Raw genomic sequence first — 14390 nt, 5'->3', positions numbered from 1 at the left:
TCTCCCGGATCATCGGGGCAGCCCCAAGAGGCTGCCCGCATGGGATTAGATCTTCAGGCCGCCTTCACGCGCAGCGTCGGCCAGAGCCTTCACCTTGCCGTGGAACAGGAAGCCGCCGCGGTCGAAGTAAGCTTCGCTCACGCCAGCCGCTTTCGCGCGCTCTGCGATTGCTGCGCCAACTTTGGCCGCTGCTTCGATGTTGTTCTTGCCAACAACACCGAGATCTTTTTCCAGGGTCGACGCCGCTGCCAGAGTCACGCCGCGCAGGTCGTCGATCAGCTGAACAGAGATGTTCTTGTTCGAACGGTGCACGGACAGACGCGGACGGCCTGCGTTCACTTTGCGAAGCTTGTTCCGGACGCGCAGCCGGCGCTTCAGAAACAGGGTACGTTTGCTGTTTGCCATTTTGCTGGTCCTTACTTCTTCTTGCCTTCCTTGCGGAAGATGAATTCGCCCTTGTAGCGGATGCCCTTGCCTTTGTACGGCTCGGGACGGCGCCAGTCGCGGATTTTCGCCGCCACTTCGCCCACCTGCTGCTGGTCGATACCTTCCACAACGATTTCGGTCTGCTTCGGTGCGGTGATGGTGATGCCATCGGGTGCAACGAAGTCGACGTCGTGGCTGTAGCCCAGGTTCAGTTTCAGGGTGTTGCCCTGCATCTGAGCCCGGTAACCCACACCCTGGATCTCCAGCTCTTTCTTGAAGCCCTGGGTCACGCCGGTCACGAGGTTGGCCACCTGAGTGCGGGACATGCCCCACTGCTGACGGGCACGCTTGGACTTGCCGCGCGGCTCGATGGTGACAACGTTGTCGTTCACGGTCAGGGTGACGTCGTCGGTTGCGGTGAAGCTGCGGGCGCCTTTCGGGCCTTTCACTTCGATGGTCTGGCCGGACACAGAGGCGGAAACGCCGCTGGGCAGTTCGACCGGTTTCTTACCAATACGGGACATTGCGAGGCCTCCTTAGAAGACGGTGCAAAGCACTTCGCCGCCAACGTTGGCTGCGCGTGCGTTTGCGTCCGACATCACACCCTTGGGGGTGGAGACAATCGACACGCCCAGGCCCTGGCGGACCGACGGGATGTCATTGACGCCCATGTAAACGCGGCGGCCGGGCTTGGAGACCCGCTTGAGCTCGCGAATGACAGGTTCGCCGTCGAAGTACTTGAGGCTGATTTCGATGGCCGGGTGGCCATTTTCACCAGTCATCTTCTCATAACCGCGGATGTAGCCCTCGTCTGCCAGCACATCCAGCACCCATGCCCGCAGCTTGGAAGCCGGGGTCATGACGGTGGATTTGCCGCGCATCTGAGAGTTACGGATACGGGTGAGCATATCGCCGATAGGATCGTTCATATCAGTCTCTCCCTTACCAGCTCGATTTCACCAGGCCGGGGATCTGACCAGCAGAACCCAGCTCGCGCAGCGCAATACGGCTGACCTTCAGCTTACGGTAGTAAGCGTGCGGACGGCCGGTGAGCTGGCAACGGTTGTGAAGACGGGTTGCCGACGAGTTGCGCGGCAGTTTCGCCAGTTTCAGACGCGCCTTGAAGCGCTCTTCCATCGGGCGAGATTCGTCGTTTGCGATTTCTTTCAGCTCGGCACGCTTTGCGGCGTATTTTGCCACCAGGCGCTCGCGCTTCTTCTCGCGTTCGATCATGCTTTTCTTAGCCATGGTCTCTATCCTTCCCGCGCTTAGCTGTTGAAGGGCATGTTGAAAGCTTTCAACAGCGCCTTTGCTTCCGCGTCGGTTTTCGCGGTGGTGGCGATCACGATGTCCATGCCCCAGGCTTCATCGATCTTGTCGAAGTCGATTTCCGGGAACACGATGTGCTCTTTCAGGCCCATGGCATAGTTGCCGCGGCCGTCGAAGGAGGTGCCCGAAACACCGCGGAAGTCGCGGATACGGGGCATCGCGATGGTGATCAGACGGTCGAGGAATTCGTACATCCGGTCACCGCGCAGGGTCACCTTGGCGCCCATCGGCATGCCTTCGCGAACGCGGAAGCCGGCGATGGAGTTCTTTGCCACGGTGGTCAGAGCCTTCTGGCCCGCAATCGCGGTCAGGTCGGCCTGGGCGGATTTGGCTTTCTTGCTGTCTTTGACAGCAGCACGGCCGCAGCCGATGTTCAGAACGATTTTCTCCAGCTTGGGGAGCATCATGTCGTTCTTGTAGCCGAACTCTTCTTTCAGGGCGCCACGGATGGTGTCCTTGTAAAGAGTTTTCAGGCGCGGGGTGTAGGTTGCAGCGTCAAGCATCAGACAGTCTCCCCGGTGGTCTTGGCGAAGCGCACCTTCTTGCCGTCTTCCTCGCGGAAGCCGACGCGGGTTGCTTTGCCGTTGCTGTCCAGCAGTGCCAGGTTCGACAGGTCGATCGGCAGTGCCTTGGGCAGACGGCCGCCCTGGCTGTTTTGGGTCTGGCGGGTGTGGCGGATGGCCATGTTCACGCCTTCGACGATGGCTTTGCCGGCTTTCGGGTCAACGGAAGCAATGGTGCCTTCCTTGCCCTTATCGCGGCCTGCCAGCACGACGACCTTGTCGCCTTTACGGAGTTTCGCAGCCATGATTACAGCACCTCCGGAGCCAGCGAGATGATCTTCATGAAGTTTTTCGCGCGCAGTTCACGAACAACCGGGCCAAAGATACGGGTACCGACCGGCTCGTTGTTGTTGTTCAGGATGACAGCTGCGTTCCGGTCAAAACGGATCGCGGTGCCGTCTTCGCGGCGGACTTCTTTGGCGGTGCGCACGACAACGGCCTTACGGACGTCGCCTTTTTTCACGCGGCCGCGCGGGATGGCTTCTTTAACCGAGACGACAATGATGTCGCCAACGGAAGCGTATTTACGCTTGGAGCCACCCAGAACCTTGATGCACTGAACTCGGCGGGCGCCGGAGTTGTCAGCAACATCCAGATTTGTTTGCATCTGGATCATGTGGTTTCTCCCGACCTATGGGGCAGCGATGCGTGCTGGTATCCCCCAGGGTTTCGACTGACTGTTAAGTCTAGCCGCCAGGAGTCTCGGATGAGACTCTTAGGCTTCCAGAACTTCCCAGCGTTTCGTTTTCGATTTCGGCGCGCATTCGATGATGCGTACGGAATCGCCGACCTTGAAAGCGTTCTTTTCATCGTGAGCCCGGTACTTCTTGGACTTACGGATGGTTTTCTTCAGAACCGGGTGCGTGAAGCGGCGTTCAACCGAGACGGTGACGGTCTGGGCGTTTGCGTCGCTGGTCACAACGCCTTGCAGGATACGTTTGGGCATTGTGTCGCTCCTTATTCGGCCGCTGCTGCGGCTTTTTCGTTCAGGATGGTCTTGACGCGGGCAGCATTGCGGCGGGCCGCTTTGATGCCGGAGGTCGATTCCAACTGACCGGTTGCCTGCTGAAAGCGCAGGTTGAAGCTCTCTTTTTTCAGGGATGCGAGCATATCGCGGAGTTCATCCACGGTCTTCTCGCGCAGATCATTGGCGTTCATCGCCTTTGTTCCTTGTCCAAAGCACCAGAAGGCCCCGAAGGTCACCTTGTTACCTGGTGGGTTATGTCAACCGCCCGGAACGGGCAGCAAAAAAGAATCACCTGCCCCTGATCCATGCCGGACCGGGCGCAAGCGATGGGTCCCTATAGAGGAGACGCGGGGGAGGGGCAAGGGAAAGATTGGCGGGCCGCCGGAGCGGTCAGATGATCTCATCCTCATCAAACATCGCCGCCCCGTCCAGCTGCGCGCTCAAGCTTTCGATGCGGCCCTCGGCCTCTTCCGGCGCGGACACCTTGGCGATGTGGAACAGGGCGTCGCCCTCGTTGACGATGGGCATGTTGGCGCGGCCGATGATCAGGCCGGGCTGGCTGGCGGTCAGCTCCATCTCCTCCTCGCCGAAAGGGTCGGCGACGATGCCCAGCACGTCGCCCTCCTCCACCATCTCGCCGGTGGTCTTGTAGGCGCGCAACAGGCCGCCCGCAGGCGCACGCTCCCAGCTGCTGTCGCTGGCCTTGACCGGCACCGCCTCGGCCAGCGGCACGCCGTCGTCGGGGATCATGCCGAGCGCGTGCATCACCCGCAGGATGCCGGCAACGCCGACGCGGGCGGATTGCTCATCGAACCGCAGCCCCTCCCCCGCCTCATAAAGCAGGATATCGACGCCCGCCTTCTGTGCCTCCTTGCGCAAGCTGCCGTCGCGCAGGGAGGAGCGGATTACCACCGGCGCGCCGAAGGCATCGGCATACGCCAGCGTCTCCGGCGACTTGGGCGACACTCGGATCTGCGGCATGTTGGTGCGGTGGATGGCGGCGGAATGCAGGTCGATGCCCAGATCGCAGCGCGCCACCACCTCGGTCATAAACAGATGCGCCAGGCGGCTGGCGAGCGACCCGCCCTCGCTGCCCGGGAAGGAGCGGTTCAGGTCGCGCCTGTCCGGCAGGTAGCGGGAGTGGTTGAGGAAGCCGAACGTGTTGACGATCGGCACCACAATGAGCGTGCCCTTGAGCCGCGAGAACTGGCGGCTGCGCAGCAGGCGGCGGGCGATTTCCACCCCGATCACCTCATCGCCGTGGATGGCGGCGGAGACGAACAGCGCAGGCCCCTCCTCCGCGCCGTGGATCACATGGGCGGACATGGTGACCGGCGTGTGGTCCGACAGCACGCTGACCGGCAGGTCCACCGTGCGGCGGGTGCCGGGCGGAATGTGGAAGCCGCCGATTTCAAAAGGGGAACGCCGCGCCATCCATACCTCCCGCAGTGCCATTCCGGGAAGCTAGGCGAGTCCCGGAGTTTTTACAATTCCCGCACCCTGTTGAGGATGGTTTCGAACTGCCAGCCGTCCGGGAGCCGGGGAAGCCAGAGGCGGGTCTCTGCCGCATGGATCATCATGGCGCCGCGGAAGGTCCTGAGACGCTGGATGTCCTTGATGGCGACCTCACTGCAAGCGCCCTGCTTTTCCACCACCAGCACACGCCGGGTGGTGATCACATAGGTGGCTGAGCGAAATGTGCGGTGCACGAACAGCCAGACCACCAAGGCAAGCGGCGCGCAAAGGACGATGACCAGAAGTTCGGTCAGCGTGGGCGCAATGCGCGCATGGACAGCATGAACAATCTGCTCGCCCTCCCGGAGCACGACCGGCGCGTGGTCATACATTGGCAATGCCCGGTTTGCATGTGAATCGCAGGGGAGCGCAAATCACTCCCACTTGTAATTGAAGCTCACCGAAATCCGCTCGTCCTCGGCCATGTTCATCGGCACCTCGTGGCGCAGCCAGCTTTCCCACAACAGCACGTCACCCACGTCCGGCTTCATGTAGATGAAGGGCTGCAGCTCGCGCCGGGCGTCTTTGGTACGGGTGGGCGCCGCCATCATCCGGGCGGAGCGCGGGTCCTCCAGCTTGAGCGCCGAGGCGCCGTCTGGCATCGACACATAGGTGGTGCCGGAAATCACCGAATGCGGGTGCAGATGGCTGGAATGGGTGCCGCCCTCGGGCAGGATGTTGATCCAGAGATCCTCCAGCTTCAGTTCGCGCCCGTCCAGGTCGAACTCCAGGTCCTTGGCAAAGGCAGCGACGTGCTGGTCCAGCGATTTCACCAGATCGGCAAAGATCGGGAACCGCCAGGGCAGATCGGTCAGCGAGGCATAGGAGGTATAACCGGGGTAGCCGTTCTCCTCGCACCAGTCCTGGCCGGCATCGTCGTCGCCGGCGATCACGAAGCAGGAGTTTTCCAGTTCCTGCGCGTCAACCGATGGTCCGTATTCGGACAGCTGCGCGCGATAAAGACGGGTCACGAAGAGCGATTCAATCTGAGCCATGGCGCCGTCTTAGCGCAGCTCTGCACGGGAACCAATGCAGCAATTGCAGGCCCGCTTGCGGCAATAGCTGCTGCGCCCTAACCTCCGGCCATATTGGCAAAAGGCAATTTGACTTGGAAACAGCTCCGTTCTCTTACCCTGGTCAGGACGAAACGCCCTACAGGCAATGGTTCGCAAGGGATTTCCAGTCCGTGTTCGTTGCCCTCAATCCGTTTCTCAGGCTGCCGGGCCACCCTCCGTGGAAGAACGGCGACTGGATACCGGAAAGCGTGCTGAAGACTGCCAAGACGCAAGGGCCATCCTGCGGCGTCTCCTGGCAGGAAATCGCAGACATGTGCGGCTTTGCCTCCATCCGGCAGGTCAACCGCGCGCTCCGTTTGACAGGGTCCAAGCGCCTGCCGCCTGAATTCGCCTGCCCGGAAGAGACAGAGCATATGCTCAGGGCTTGCGCGGCCCGCAGCATCTATCCGCCGGACGAAGGCCGTGCCTCGCCGCTGCTGGAGCTGTCGATGGGCGCGTTCGTCCAAGCGCTTGGGCATCAGGAGGTTGTTGCCGCAGGGCATTGGGGAGTATCGCAGTCCAGGCTTCCGGCACATGATCTGCTGGACAAATCGCAAGAGTGCGACTGGGTGGAGCTTTGGCCTGCAGACTTGTCCTTTTACTGCACGATTTACACTGACTATCACTACTACCTGATCTGCCAGACCAGCAGCAGCCTGCAAAAGGCACGGCCAGAGGCATATTTTGAGGGGTTTTATGCCGAGGAGGACACCTGTGATTTCTGGGGTATTGGACGCCTGTCAGGTTAGCCCCTAAGGGATACTGCAGCCGATGACCGCAGGGACGCGGCGCTGCCGGCGGAAGTGGCATTTACCACCCGCCATTGCCACCCCCGGACCGGCATCGGCGCCGTGGCGCGGGACACATTGCCCCTGCTGGCTTACCGCAATTTAACCACCCCTGTGCAAGATCCATCGGGAACCGCAGAAGCGAAGGCATTGGATCATGCACATCATTTACGAAGACGACACTTTGCGGCTGGAAACCCTGAAGCCAGGGCCCGTTCCGGCAGGGGGCACCGTGCTGTTGTCTTTTCCCGGCATAGGACAGGCGGTGGAGCTGATCGACGTGCAGCAGCCCGAATTTGCCGGCTCCGGACGCAATTGCAGCAATGTCATCTTTTGCTACGACAAGACCCGGTCCTGGGGGAACCGTCTGGATTGGGACGCGCTGACCAGAACCGTTCTGGAGGCGGCAGGGGGCTGCACCCTGTTTTCGATCGGCAACAGCATGGGCGGCTACCTGGCCATCGTTGCAAGCGCCTTCTTGCCAATTGAGCGGTCAATTGCCTTTGTGCCGCAGTTCAGCGTCGATCCGGAGGCCGCGCCCGGCGACAGGCGGTGGCGGGTGTACTCCAAGAGCATCAAGAGCTTTCCGATGAAGCCCGCGGGCCACTACTTCGTGCCGGAGACGGAGTATTTCATCTTCTCCAGCGGCACGGGCATGGACGGCCAGCACGCCCAGCTGTTTCCCAAAGGCGGCAATATTCACCACTGGCTCTTCCCCGGCGCCGTCCATTCGCTGGCGGCGGACCTCAAGGAGCGGGGCGATCTGGACAGCTGCATCCAAGCCAGCCTTGCCGGGGACACAAATCTCAGCTTCTCGCAGCCCAGCGAAAAGCTGAGCCCTGCGGCAGCTCCCGGCCATCTGGTTCCGCATGCGGCCAGACTGCCCCTGCCCGCCCTTGGCAGCGGCTCCGGCCTGACGGGCGCCGTCTAGCCGGATCGGGCCGGCGGTGAAGCCGACGGTTTTTTGAACGGCGTTCAAAAAATATTTGACAGAGCCACCCAGGGTGCGCAACATACTGAACATCGTTCATGAACGGAGTTCAGAATATGCCTATTTCCAAGAAACTGCTGGCGGCCGTGGCGGTTTGCGCAGCATCCCAAGCCGCAGCAGGCCCCAGCACCCAGCATTCGGCACAAAGCCTTCAGCATTCCGGATACAGTGCCGCCGCCAGCAGCGAAGCTGCGGCTGCTACCGCTGTGGCGATTGTTGCCATTCCCGTTCTGGCGGTGGGCGCCGGGCTTGTGGTGTCCGCAGGCGCGCTGGCCTCCCCCCATCCTCACAGCCATGCCCACAGCCACCCTGCCCTGGGGCAAGCCCCGCAGCCGGTACAAGGGGGCAACCGATGATCCGCCGGATATTCATTGCGATGGCTGCTGCGGCAGCCCTCCATGCCGCCCCTGCTGCGGCTGGCAGCAGCGAAACCGGCAAGACGCATTTGCCCATTTCTGATACCGCCGCCTTCTCAAATCAGGTGCAACTGGATCTGGCGGCCCGCGGCGCCGGTATCGCAATTGTCGCCCGGACCGGGCGGCCGCCGCACACGCTGCCGGAGGGGGTGAACTACACGCATACCGCCCTGTGGGTGTACTCAACGATCAAAGCTCCGGATGGCAGCAGCGCTAAAGGCTACCGGGTGTACAATCTCTATCAGGACCAGAATGACCTGACCCGAAGTTCTCTGGTGCAAGAGGCGCCCGCAGACTTCTTCAGAAGCGCCCACACGCTGGATACGGGCATCATCATCCCCGCCCCGCACCTGCAGCGCAAATTGCTGAAGGCCATCGCCAGCCCGGTCTATCCCGCACTGCACAATCCCAATTACTCGGTGCTGTCCAACCCCAACACAACGCAGTTCCAGAACTGCAACGAGCTGACCCTGGACCTGCTGATCTCAAGCATCTACGGCACGACGGACAAAGCCCGGATCAAAGCCCGGGTCGCCGCCGAATTTCACCCCCAGCCGATCCGCATCAGCGGGCTGAAGCGGCTTCTGGCCCCTGCCGCCTCTGCTGCGCTGACAACATCCGATCATGGCAAGGGTGTTGCAACCGTGACCTTTGGCTCTCTGGCACGCTATTTGCGGGCCAGGAACCTCGCCTCAGAGATCTACCAGCTCACGCCTGACAGGGCGGTGGGGCTATAAACTGCCCCAGCCGAAAAACAAGAAAGCCCCCCGCTGATTGCTCAGCGGGGGGCTTTTTATTCTCTATGACCGGCAGAGTTTACCAGTCTTCGCGGACCACGACGCGGGTCTTGACCGGCAGCTTCATCGCGGCCAGGCGCAGGGCCTCGCGTGCGATTTCATCGCTGACGCCGTCGATCTCGAACATCACGCGGCCAGGCTTAACCTTGGCTGCCCAGTAGTCCACGGAGCCTTTACCTTTACCCATACGGACTTCGGTCGGCTTCGAGGTCACCGGAGTGTCCGGGAAGATACGGATCCAGACACGGCCCTGACGCTTCATGTGGCGGGTCATGGCACGGCGGGCAGCTTCGATCTGGCGTGCAGTCACACGCTCAGGCTGGGTCGCCTTCAGGCCATAGGTGCCGAAGTTCAGGTCGGAACCGCCTTTTGCCAGGCCGTGGATCCGGCCCTTGTGCATTTTGCGGAATTTAGTGCGCTTTGGCTGAAGCATCTCAAATCCTCCTTAGCGACGGCCGCCACCAGCACCACGGGGTGCAGGGCCGTCTTGGATTTCTTGTGCTTTACGGTCACGCGCCGAAGGATCGTGCTCCATGATCTCGCCTTTGAAGATCCAGACCTTGATCCCGATGATCCCGTAGGGGGTCATCGCTTCGGAGTGTGCGTAATCGATGTCGGCACGCAGGGTGTGCAGCGGCACGCGGCCTTCACGGTACCATTCGGTACGCGCGATTTCCGCACCGCCCAGACGACCGGCGACGTTCACCCGGATACCCAGGGCGCCCATGCGCATGGCGTTCTGCACGGCCCGTTTCATGGCACGGCGGAAGGACACACGGCGCTCCAGCTGCTGGGCGATGGACTCGCCGACCAGCTGAGCGTCCAGTTCCGGCTTGCGCACTTCAACGATGTTGAGGTGCAGCTCGGAGTCGGTCATCTTGGCAATCTTCTTGCGCAGGACTTCGATGTCCGCGCCTTTCTTGCCGATGATGACGCCCGGACGGGCGGTGTGAATGGTCACGCGGCATTTCTTGTGCGGGCGCTCGATGATGACGCGCGCAATGCCAGCCTGCTTGCATTCTTCCTTGATGAACTCGCGGATTTTCAGGTCCTCGAGCAGCAGATCACCGTAGTCTTTGGTGTCGGCGTACCAGCGGCTGTCCCAGGTGCGGTTCACCTGCAGGCGCATGCCGATCGGATTGACTTTCTGACCCATTAGGCTTGCTCCTCAACTTGACGCACCTTGATGGTGATCTCCGCGAACGGCTTCAGGATTTTGCCGAACCGGCCACGGGCACGCGGACGGCCGCGCTTCATGGTCAGGTTCTTGCCAACCCATGCCTCGGCGACGATCAGTTCATCGACGTCCAGGTTGTGGTTGTTTTCAGCATTCGCGATGGCGGACTGAAGGCATTTCTTCACGTCCTGCGCGATCCGCTTGTTGGAGAAAGTCAGGTCGGTCAGGGCCTTCTCAACTTTCTTGCCGCGGATCATCTGAGCCACCAGGTTCAGTTTCTGCGGGGAGGTACGGAGCATGCGCAGTTTTGCCATTGCTTCGTTGTCTGCCACGCGGCGGGGGTTCTTTTCCTTGCCCATGACTTACTTCCGCTTCGCTTTTTTGTCTGCGGCGTGGCCATAATAGGTGCGGGTCGGAGAGTATTCACCGAACTTCTGACCGATCATGTCTTCCGAGACGTTGACGGGGATATGCTTCTGGCCGTTGTACACACCAAAGGTCAGGCCGACGAACTGCGGCAGGATGGTGGAACGGCGCGACCAGATCTTGATCACTTCATTGCGGCCCGATTCACGCGCTGCTTCGGCCTTCTTCAGGACGTAAGCATCAACGAAGGGGCCCTTCCATACGGAACGTGCCATGGATTAGCGGCCTTTCTTCTTGGCGTGGCGCGAGCGGACGATGAGCTTCTGCGACGCCTTGTTTTTGTTGCGGGTCCGTTTGCCCTTGGTCGGTTTACCCCAGGGGGTCACCGGGTGGCGGCCACCGGAGGTCCGGCCTTCACCACCGCCGTGGGGGTGGTCGATCGGGTTCATGACGACACCACGCACGGAAGGACGCTTGCCCTTGTGGCGCATACGGCCGGCTTTACCGAAGTTCTGGTTCGAGTTGTCCGGGTTCGACACGGCACCGACGGTGGCCATGCATTCCTGACGGACCAGGCGCAGTTCGCCCGAGGACAGGCGGATCTGAGCGTAACCGCCGTCACGGCCAACGAACTGAGCGTAAGTACCGGCTGCACGGGCGATCTGGCCGCCTTTGCCGGGCTTCATTTCGATGTTGTGAACGATGGTACCGATCGGCATGCCCGAGAACGGCATTGCGTTGCCCGGCTTGATGTCGGCCTTCGCGGAAGCGATGACCTTGTCGCCAACTGCCAGACGCTGCGGCGCCAGGATGTAGGCTTGTTCGCCGTCTTCGTATTTGATCAGCGCGATGAATGCGGTCCGGTTCGGGTCGTATTCGATCCGCTCAACGGTGGCCGCTACATCAAATTTGTTCCGTTTGAAGTCAACGATCCGGTAGAGGCGCTTTGCGCCGCCGCCACGGCGGCGTGCAGTGATCCGTCCGGTGTTGTTCCGGCCGCCCGATTTGGTCAGACCCTCAGTGAGAGACTTGACCGGACGCCCTTTCCAAAGCTCCGAACGGTCGATCAGAACCAGCCCACGCTGGCCCGGCGTCGTCGGTTTATACGACTTGAGTGCCATGCTTTCTGTCTTCCGTTTAGCGTGCCAGGCCTTAGGTTCTTGTCTTTGGCCCAGCTATGTTGAAGGCCCCCGTAGGTGCCTGAGTTATAGGGCCCCGAAGGTCCCCGAGTTCGAGTGTCCTGACAAACATAACGACCCCGGAAACGAATCCGGGGTCTTCAGGATGGATGGCGTTTAGCAGAGTCGCCGGGAGGTGGCAATGACAGACTTCCGGCTTTTCAGCGATTGCCGTCAGGCCGCTGGATAACTGTCCCGCCCCTCACTCTGGACCATCCGGCTGGCAGGTGCCACCCTGGCAGTATCAGCTCTGCCCGCGTGTCTCAGGACAGGAACGCCGACGCGGCATGCCGTTCGAGCAGGTCCTGAACCAAAGGGTTCGGGAACCGGCGGCGGAGCGTCACCGCATAGAATGTTTCCTGGATCCGGGGATGCTCGCTGGCTTCCCTTAGCCTGCCGGAGTTCAATTCATCCGTCACGACAATGGGAGCAACAAGGGCCAGCCCGATATCCTCCCGTGCCAGAAGCCGCATCATGGCCATGTCATCCACCTCAGCAGCGATCTGCGGGCGGACCGACAACCGGCTGGCCAGAGCATCAAAAGCCGTGCGCACGCTGCTGCCGGCAGTTGGCAGGATGAAGGGCTGCTCCAGAAGAAGCTCCCGCAGCGGACGGTCCGGGTCCAGCCGCGCGGGGCTGCCGACAATGCTGACGTCCTGCTCACCGATCTTATGCGTCTCATAGGGGGTCAGGCTGTCGTCCGGCGGCGGCTGGTTCATCAGCACCAAATCAACGTTGAGCGTCCCCAGGCCTTCGAGCAACTCCGCAGGGCTGCCAGAGCGCAGGACAACTTCAACGTCGCTGCGCGAAAGGATTGGCCTCAGAAACCCGATCTGAAAGTTACGGGACAGAGTCGCGAGCGCCCCCACACGCAGGGCCTTCCGGCTTTGGACCGTCCCCGACAGGGTGGCAACAAGCTCCTGCCCGGTTGAAAATATCGCATCTGCGTGGCCCAGCGCGATACGCCCGGCCTCAGTCAGATGCAGCTGCCGCCCGCGGCGCTCGAACAGGTCGTGCCCCAGGCGCTCTTCCAATTGCTTGATCTGAACCGACAGCGCCGACTGCGACAGGTTCAGCCGTTGCGCGGTGCGGGTCAGGTTGCCGTCATGCGCAACCGCCCAAAAGTACCGGAGGTGATGATAGTTCAAAGGCATTCGTTTCATTTAATGGAACGAAAATGATCAAACAATGAATTTTTATCACAGAAAGCTCTGTCTTATGCATTTCCAGATGTCTCTGACCGAGAAAACTGAAGGGTTCCGATCATGACCTATCTTCTTCTGCCCCTCCTCAGCCCGCTGATCCTGCTGGCGGCGGCATTCTTTGCGTTCCGCCATCCGGGCAAACGCCCCGGACGGGTGCCCGAACTGGCCGAGGCCGCTGCCTTTGCCGCCTTTGCCATCGCGGCGGCAGCTGCCGCGCTGCTGATTTTGAACGGTTCCGGAACTTCGGCATTGATCGGGCTTTTCGGGGCCGGGTTTTCGGTGCGGCTGGACGCGGTGAGCGCGGTCATGCTGGTTCTGGTCAGCTTCATCGGCTGGATCGTCCTGCGCTTTTCCAAGACCTACCTGGACGGTGAAGACCGGCAGGGCGCCTTCACGGGCTGGGTGAGCACGGCACTGGCCTCCGTCTTGCTGCTGGTGATGTCCGGCAACCTTGTTCAGCTTATTGCGGCCTGGACATTGACCAGTCTGGCGCTGAACCAGCTGCTGCTGTTTTACCCCGAACGCGCAACAGCCCGGCGGGCTGCCCGCAAGAAGGCCGTGGTTGCGCGGCTGAGCGAGGGCGCCCTGGCCGGCGCGGTTGTTCTGCTGATCGCTGCAACCGGAACGACGGATATCGAAACGATCCTGTCCACGGCCGGAGCCGGCTGGTTGACGGCCGCGGCTGCCCTGCTGATCGCCGCGGCGGCGGTTCTGGCCTCGGCGCAGTTCCCGCTGCACGGCTGGCTGACCGAAGTGATGGAAGCGCCCACACCGGTCTCCGCTCTGCTGCACGCAGGTGTGATCAACGCAGGCGGGTTCCTGCTGATCCGCTTTGCCGACGTGATGCTGCTGGCACCGGGTGTGATGGCGCTTCTGGTCATGCTCGGCGGGTTCACGGCGCTGTTCGGCGGACTGGTGATGCTGGCCCAGCCGGCGGTCAAGACGTCGCTGGCCTGGTCAACCATCGCACAGATGGCCTTCATGATCATGCAATGCGGCCTGGCGCTGTTCCCGCTTGCCCTGCTGCACATCGTGGCGCACTCGCTCTACAAGGCGCATGCCTTCCTCAGCTCGGGCGAGGCGGTGCGCAACGTCGCCGCGATCCGCCGCCCCGGCCCGGTAGCAGTGCCAAGCGCGCGCAACGTGCTGCAGGCCTTTGCCATTGCAATCGTGATCTACTGCAGCGTGGGCACGGTTCTGGGATTTGACGGCAAGTCGGTCCAGGCCATTGCCCTGGGTGTGATCCTGATCTTCGGTGTCGCCTACCTGCTGGCGCAGGGCTTTGCCGATGCGGCGCCGCGGGCTCTGATGCAGCGGACCGCGGCCTATGCCCTGGCAGCCTCGGTCAGCTACTTTGCCCTGCAAGTCATCGCCCAGCATCTGACCGCGGGCAGCCTGCCGCCGGCCCCAAGCCCCGGCCCGCTGGAATGGGCGCTCATCCTCCTCGCCCTCGCCAGCTTTGGCCTGGTGGCCGTGGCGCAGGCAACCTTCCCGCTGTGGGCATCTCACCCAGCGGCTGCCGGACTGCGCGTCCATCTGACAAACGGCCTCTATGCCAATGCGATCTTCGACAAGCTGCTGGACGGTTGGTCCAAGCGCGCTGCTGCCTGAAAGGAA

Annotated in this window: 23 protein-coding genes; 5 read left to right on the top strand and 18 right to left on the bottom strand. The window is 61.7% G+C overall.

Annotation, left to right across the window (positions count from 1 at the left end; translation table 11 throughout):
* Window positions 1–45 precede the first annotated feature (45 nt).
* The 12 genes from rplR to K3725_RS01645 all read right to left on the bottom strand — a co-directional run bounded on the left by rplR (window position 46) and on the right by K3725_RS01645 (window position 5795).
* Window positions 46–405, bottom strand: a complete 360-nt coding sequence (rplR, locus tag K3725_RS01700; RefSeq protein ID WP_039183852.1) for a 50S ribosomal protein L18 — start codon at window positions 403–405, stop codon at window positions 46–48.
* An 11-nt stretch (window positions 406–416) separates the two neighbouring features.
* Window positions 417–950, bottom strand: a complete 534-nt coding sequence (gene rplF / locus K3725_RS01695) for a 50S ribosomal protein L6 (RefSeq protein WP_039183854.1) — start codon at window positions 948–950, stop codon at window positions 417–419.
* 12 nt (window positions 951–962) lie between these two features.
* Complete coding sequence (gene rpsH / locus K3725_RS01690; protein ID WP_019297998.1) at window positions 963–1355, bottom strand: 30S ribosomal protein S8; 393 nt, start codon at window positions 1353–1355, stop codon at window positions 963–965.
* Between the two features lie 13 nt (window positions 1356–1368).
* Window positions 1369–1674: a 30S ribosomal protein S14 gene (gene rpsN / locus K3725_RS01685; protein ID WP_019297997.1), complete on the bottom strand. Its 306-nt coding sequence runs from the start codon at window positions 1672–1674 to the stop codon at window positions 1369–1371.
* Window positions 1675–1694: 20 nt separating this feature from the next.
* A complete protein-coding gene (gene rplE, locus K3725_RS01680) occupies window positions 1695–2258 on the bottom strand; it encodes a 50S ribosomal protein L5 (RefSeq protein ID WP_039152141.1) in 564 nt (187 codons plus the stop codon).
* Complete coding sequence (rplX, locus tag K3725_RS01675) at window positions 2258–2563, bottom strand: 50S ribosomal protein L24 (RefSeq protein WP_260017151.1); 306 nt, start codon at window positions 2561–2563, stop codon at window positions 2258–2260. Before rplX ends, rplE begins: the two co-directional genes overlap by 1 nt.
* A 2-nt stretch (window positions 2564–2565) precedes the next feature.
* Window positions 2566–2934, bottom strand: a complete 369-nt coding sequence (gene rplN, locus K3725_RS01670) for a 50S ribosomal protein L14 (RefSeq protein ID WP_005621870.1) — start codon at window positions 2932–2934, stop codon at window positions 2566–2568.
* 99 nt (window positions 2935–3033) lie between these two features.
* Window positions 3034–3264, bottom strand: coding sequence for a 30S ribosomal protein S17 (rpsQ, locus tag K3725_RS01665; RefSeq protein WP_005621877.1), 231 nt, complete (start codon window positions 3262–3264; stop codon window positions 3034–3036).
* A gap of 11 nt (window positions 3265–3275) precedes the next feature.
* Window positions 3276–3476: a 50S ribosomal protein L29 gene (gene rpmC / locus K3725_RS01660; RefSeq protein ID WP_019297994.1), complete on the bottom strand. Its 201-nt coding sequence runs from the start codon at window positions 3474–3476 to the stop codon at window positions 3276–3278.
* 199 nt (window positions 3477–3675) lie between these two features.
* Window positions 3676–4719 (bottom strand): succinylglutamate desuccinylase/aspartoacylase family protein, encoded by a 1044-nt coding sequence (locus K3725_RS01655; RefSeq protein ID WP_260018549.1) that lies wholly within the window; start codon window positions 4717–4719, stop codon window positions 3676–3678.
* A gap of 50 nt (window positions 4720–4769) precedes the next feature.
* Window positions 4770–5132 carry a hypothetical protein gene (locus tag K3725_RS01650; RefSeq protein WP_260017150.1) on the bottom strand — a complete coding sequence of 121 codons (363 nt, stop codon included), beginning with the start codon at window positions 5130–5132 and terminating at the stop codon, window positions 4770–4772.
* A 42-nt stretch (window positions 5133–5174) separates the two neighbouring features.
* On the bottom strand, window positions 5175–5795 hold the full coding sequence (locus K3725_RS01645; protein ID WP_260017149.1) for a 2OG-Fe(II) oxygenase family protein: 621 nt from the start codon (window positions 5793–5795) through the stop codon (window positions 5175–5177).
* Between the two features lie 191 nt (window positions 5796–5986).
* On the opposite strand from K3725_RS01645, the gene K3725_RS01640 reads away from it, so the two are divergent.
* The 4 genes from K3725_RS01640 to K3725_RS01625 all read left to right on the top strand — a co-directional run bounded on the left by K3725_RS01640 (window position 5987) and on the right by K3725_RS01625 (window position 8787).
* Window positions 5987–6604, top strand: a complete 618-nt coding sequence (locus K3725_RS01640) for a hypothetical protein (RefSeq protein ID WP_260017148.1) — start codon at window positions 5987–5989, stop codon at window positions 6602–6604.
* A 196-nt stretch (window positions 6605–6800) separates the two neighbouring features.
* Complete coding sequence (locus K3725_RS01635) at window positions 6801–7574, top strand: hypothetical protein (protein WP_260017147.1); 774 nt, start codon at window positions 6801–6803, stop codon at window positions 7572–7574.
* Between the two features lie 116 nt (window positions 7575–7690).
* Window positions 7691–7990, top strand: coding sequence for a hypothetical protein (locus K3725_RS01630; RefSeq protein ID WP_260017146.1), 300 nt, complete (start codon window positions 7691–7693; stop codon window positions 7988–7990).
* Window positions 7987–8787 carry a DUF2145 domain-containing protein gene (locus K3725_RS01625; RefSeq protein WP_260017145.1) on the top strand — a complete coding sequence of 267 codons (801 nt, stop codon included), beginning with the start codon at window positions 7987–7989 and terminating at the stop codon, window positions 8785–8787. The genes K3725_RS01630 and K3725_RS01625 overlap by 4 nt, the downstream gene beginning before the upstream one ends.
* Window positions 8788–8866: 79 nt before the next feature.
* Here the strand turns inward: K3725_RS01625 and rplP are convergent, their stop codons facing one another.
* The 6 genes from rplP to K3725_RS01595 form a co-directional block, all read right to left on the bottom strand.
* On the bottom strand, window positions 8867–9280 hold the full coding sequence (gene rplP, locus K3725_RS01620) for a 50S ribosomal protein L16 (protein WP_019297988.1): 414 nt from the start codon (window positions 9278–9280) through the stop codon (window positions 8867–8869).
* Between the two features lie 12 nt (window positions 9281–9292).
* Window positions 9293–10003, bottom strand: a complete 711-nt coding sequence (gene rpsC / locus K3725_RS01615) for a 30S ribosomal protein S3 (RefSeq protein ID WP_019297987.1) — start codon at window positions 10001–10003, stop codon at window positions 9293–9295.
* On the bottom strand, window positions 10003–10383 hold the full coding sequence (gene rplV, locus K3725_RS01610) for a 50S ribosomal protein L22 (protein WP_008557868.1): 381 nt from the start codon (window positions 10381–10383) through the stop codon (window positions 10003–10005). The genes rpsC and rplV overlap by 1 nt, the downstream gene beginning before the upstream one ends.
* Window positions 10384–10386: 3 nt before the next feature.
* On the bottom strand, window positions 10387–10665 hold the full coding sequence (gene rpsS, locus K3725_RS01605) for a 30S ribosomal protein S19 (RefSeq protein ID WP_008554066.1): 279 nt from the start codon (window positions 10663–10665) through the stop codon (window positions 10387–10389).
* Window positions 10666–10668: 3 nt separating this feature from the next.
* On the bottom strand, window positions 10669–11511 hold the full coding sequence (gene rplB / locus K3725_RS01600) for a 50S ribosomal protein L2 (RefSeq protein WP_024088538.1): 843 nt from the start codon (window positions 11509–11511) through the stop codon (window positions 10669–10671).
* Between the two features lie 320 nt (window positions 11512–11831).
* The gene (locus K3725_RS01595) at window positions 11832–12722 is read right to left on the bottom strand and encodes a LysR family transcriptional regulator (protein ID WP_260017144.1); all 891 of its coding nucleotides are present in this window, start codon (window positions 12720–12722) and stop codon (window positions 11832–11834) included.
* A gap of 111 nt (window positions 12723–12833) precedes the next feature.
* Between K3725_RS01595 and K3725_RS01590 the strand changes: the two genes are divergently transcribed.
* Complete coding sequence (locus tag K3725_RS01590; RefSeq protein ID WP_260017143.1) at window positions 12834–14384, top strand: proton-conducting transporter membrane subunit; 1551 nt, start codon at window positions 12834–12836, stop codon at window positions 14382–14384.
* The last annotated feature ends 6 nt before the right edge of the window (window positions 14385–14390 follow it).

The sequence above is a fragment of the Leisingera sp. S132 genome (assembly GCF_025144465.1).
In the GTDB taxonomy this organism is placed as follows: Bacteria; Pseudomonadota; Alphaproteobacteria; order Rhodobacterales; family Rhodobacteraceae; genus Leisingera.
The sequence above is the reverse complement of the archived record's forward strand: the minus strand, read 5'-3'. Positions and strand labels throughout refer to the sequence as shown.